5 protein-coding genes are annotated in these 2,625 nt (G+C 38.5%); 1 reads left to right on the plus strand and 4 read right to left on the minus strand.

Annotated elements, in window-relative coordinates:
- Nucleotides 1–138: 138 nt before the first annotated feature.
- From ACMJ0U_RS04850 to ACMJ0U_RS04860, 3 genes are read right to left on the minus strand one after another with little or no spacing between them, the layout of a single operon-like run.
- A complete protein-coding gene (locus tag ACMJ0U_RS04850) occupies nucleotides 139–345 on the minus strand; it encodes a hypothetical protein (RefSeq protein WP_417128534.1) in 207 nt (68 codons plus the stop codon).
- A 2-nt stretch (nucleotides 346–347) separates the two neighbouring features.
- On the minus strand, nucleotides 348–503 hold the full coding sequence (locus ACMJ0U_RS04855) for a hypothetical protein (RefSeq protein WP_417128535.1): 156 nt from the start codon (nucleotides 501–503) through the stop codon (nucleotides 348–350).
- Between the two features lies 1 nt (nucleotide 504).
- Nucleotides 505–909 carry a hypothetical protein gene (locus ACMJ0U_RS04860; protein ID WP_417128536.1) on the minus strand — a complete coding sequence of 135 codons (405 nt, stop codon included), beginning with the start codon at nucleotides 907–909 and terminating at the stop codon, nucleotides 505–507.
- A gap of 333 nt (nucleotides 910–1,242) precedes the next feature.
- On the opposite strand from ACMJ0U_RS04860, the gene ACMJ0U_RS04865 reads away from it, so the two are divergent.
- Nucleotides 1,243–1,473: a hypothetical protein gene (locus ACMJ0U_RS04865; protein WP_032934359.1), complete on the plus strand. Its 231-nt coding sequence runs from the start codon at nucleotides 1,243–1,245 to the stop codon at nucleotides 1,471–1,473.
- A gap of 468 nt (nucleotides 1,474–1,941) precedes the next feature.
- On the opposite strand, the gene ACMJ0U_RS04870 is transcribed toward ACMJ0U_RS04865, so the two are convergent.
- A complete protein-coding gene (locus ACMJ0U_RS04870; protein WP_008675516.1) occupies nucleotides 1,942–2,367 on the minus strand; it encodes a helix-turn-helix domain-containing protein in 426 nt (141 codons plus the stop codon).
- Between the last annotated feature and the right edge of the window lie 258 nt (nucleotides 2,368–2,625).

Genomic DNA, 2,625 nt, shown 5'->3' on the forward strand with positions numbered 1-2,625 from the left:
TTATCCAACCCTCTATGACGAGTATCTCAAATGGTATCCCAAATAAAGAACCGCCACGTGCGGAACCGCATGCGTGGTGGTGTGAGAGGTCGGAAAACGAAAGTAGGAAGAAAACTACTTCGTTTTCCTCCTACTCGATTAGTCTTCGATGTAGAAATCATATTCCAGCAACTCTTTCATGTACCGGTCACGCTCTGCTTTAGATTTAAAATCACTTCTAATTGTTACCCATGAGTCAGGATTATCCAATTTTTTTGCCTTGATAATTGGCTTCCCATTTCTTTCTCCGGCTCTTATTATCCAGAAACCTGAATCACATACTTTCTTTTGGTCTCTTGCGTTCATAATTAATCACTTGTTACTGTGTACGTACCTTCTTCGCATGATTCGATTCTCATGTTTATCTCACTCTTTACATCTTCCAGAACTTCCATCGCTCCTTCATTGGTAAAGTCTGAAAGAACCTGGTCGATGAAATCCATTATTTGTTCATTTTCGCTCATATTATTTCTCCCAATTATCTTTTGTTCCTAACAAATGTGCAGTTTGTTCGTTGTATGGTATGCAAAACATATAGTTCATACCACAGCATCTGTACTTATGAACTTCGTCAGTTATATTGCTAAAAAATGATGCTTCCCATTTACATGTTTCTGACTGACGAACTAATACCTTATCAAACGGCTTGAACTCATATCCTTTCTTTTTTTCAATACCAAAGAATGTTTTACAATATTCTTTCGTTTCCGGATATTTACTTGATAGGAGAGCGTCAATAAGTTTTTGTTTTTCTTCTTCGGTTGCCAGTCTTGCATTATTATAAGTAAGTCCAGCATCATTGAAAGACAAATTCCCCAGATAACTTAATGTAACAAAACATTTATGGGAGGTATTAATATCTCTCTTCATATACGGGGCACAGAACGAAGCGTATAAAACGATATATTGAATAAAACGACACATCGCTTTATAATACAATAGGTTACGGGGAAAGATAGAAGGAACTCCCGCAAAACGAAACGTTTACGCAGGTTTAATTTCTGTTTACGTGGAGGGCTGTTTCGGCTGCATAGGTTTGGCGATTGCTTTAAATGAGCTTACATGAGGTTTACATGGTGTGTAAGTAGGATAGGAAGATAGCGGTTATATGCCGCTTTTTTTATGCCTTGTTTTGGATTATATGTTTCTAAAATATTCCATATAATGATTATTTGGTATATTTGCTCCGCAAAATATATTGATATGGCAAAGGTTATACATGTGCATTTGACGCACGGAATAGACGGAACAAAGCGAAGAGATTGGTATTTTAGTAGTATTTCGGCTGTTTATACGGTTTTGACGGCGGAACAGGTGGGTGCGACCAAGAATTATTTGTTACATGCCGGTCTGTCCGGTAATGGTACAGTATGCACTAAAAGGGCTATAATCAAGCAATCTACGCTTATTTCAGGGAGTAGGAGGGGAGAGTAGGTGAATAGATTAGAATGGCATTAGAACGAAAGAAAATCACCATTCGGCAGTTATTCTTGTAGAGGAGACTTATGGTCTCCTTTTTTGTGTCTCAAAGTGGCGAGTGAAGTGATGATTGTCCTAACACTTGGAGTGGCAATTTTGGAGGTGGGGATAGTACTGGGGTTAGAAAGTGGGGTTAGTTTTTATAAGAACTGGGGTTAGTAAACACGGTTTTGAGAGGGGGTAGTTGGAAGTATGGTAAAATATGGTTTTTTGAATGATAGGTGTAAAATATGCCTTGATACACCCACCCTAAAAACCATCACCTATAAAAAGTATACATTATTATATAACGGATTATCAGTCCTTTTGGGGCGATTATATGGGGTGGATGGAGGGGGAATACCGAGAGAGGGGAGTCTGAAGGTATAATCGGGGGTACCCACAGGGTAACGTTTCATGTTCTCCGGATGGTAAAAGTACGCTCTACCCTACATTTGCATTCCCAGAAGTGTACGCATCCGATGCAGGTTTCCCTTTTTCAAGATTCATTTGGCGAATTTGTTCTTTGAGACGGCCTATTTCAGCTGCTTGTTCTGTGATACGGTTGAGAAGCTCTGTGAGCATATCTGGAGATAAATTGGCAGAAGCTACCTGGCTTTTGGTGGTAACAGAACTGTCTTGTGGGGATGTGTAAAGCATCTTTCCCCTATTCATTAATAACCAATCAGGTGAAATGTTCGCATTTGCGCATATTTTTTCAAGTACATCAAATGAAGGCTTTCCTTGACGGCTACCAACTACATTTTCAATGACAGTAGGTGTTACTCCTATCGCCATAGAAAAGGCTCTTTTATTGCCATTATATTGTTCTTCGATAATGGTCTTTAAACGTTCGTTTATACTCATCATTGAATTTATTTTTCGCAAATGCGAATAATTTAACTCTTAAAACTTTGTTTATTCGCAAATGCGTATTATATTTGCATCGAGTTAAGAAATTAACGAGCGACCAAAGATACAAAAAAAGGTCGAGAATAACGAATTTTAGCACTTAAAGAAAATGAACGAAGAAATCAAAGAATGGCAGACACAAAGCGTGAAGCACAAAGTAGCTTACGTGTTGATGATGGACGGTATCAGTTTCAGATACACTGAAGAGACCGGGAT

Source organism: Phocaeicola sp., from assembly GCF_048170425.1.
In the GTDB taxonomy this organism is placed as follows: domain Bacteria; phylum Bacteroidota; class Bacteroidia; order Bacteroidales; family Bacteroidaceae; genus Phocaeicola.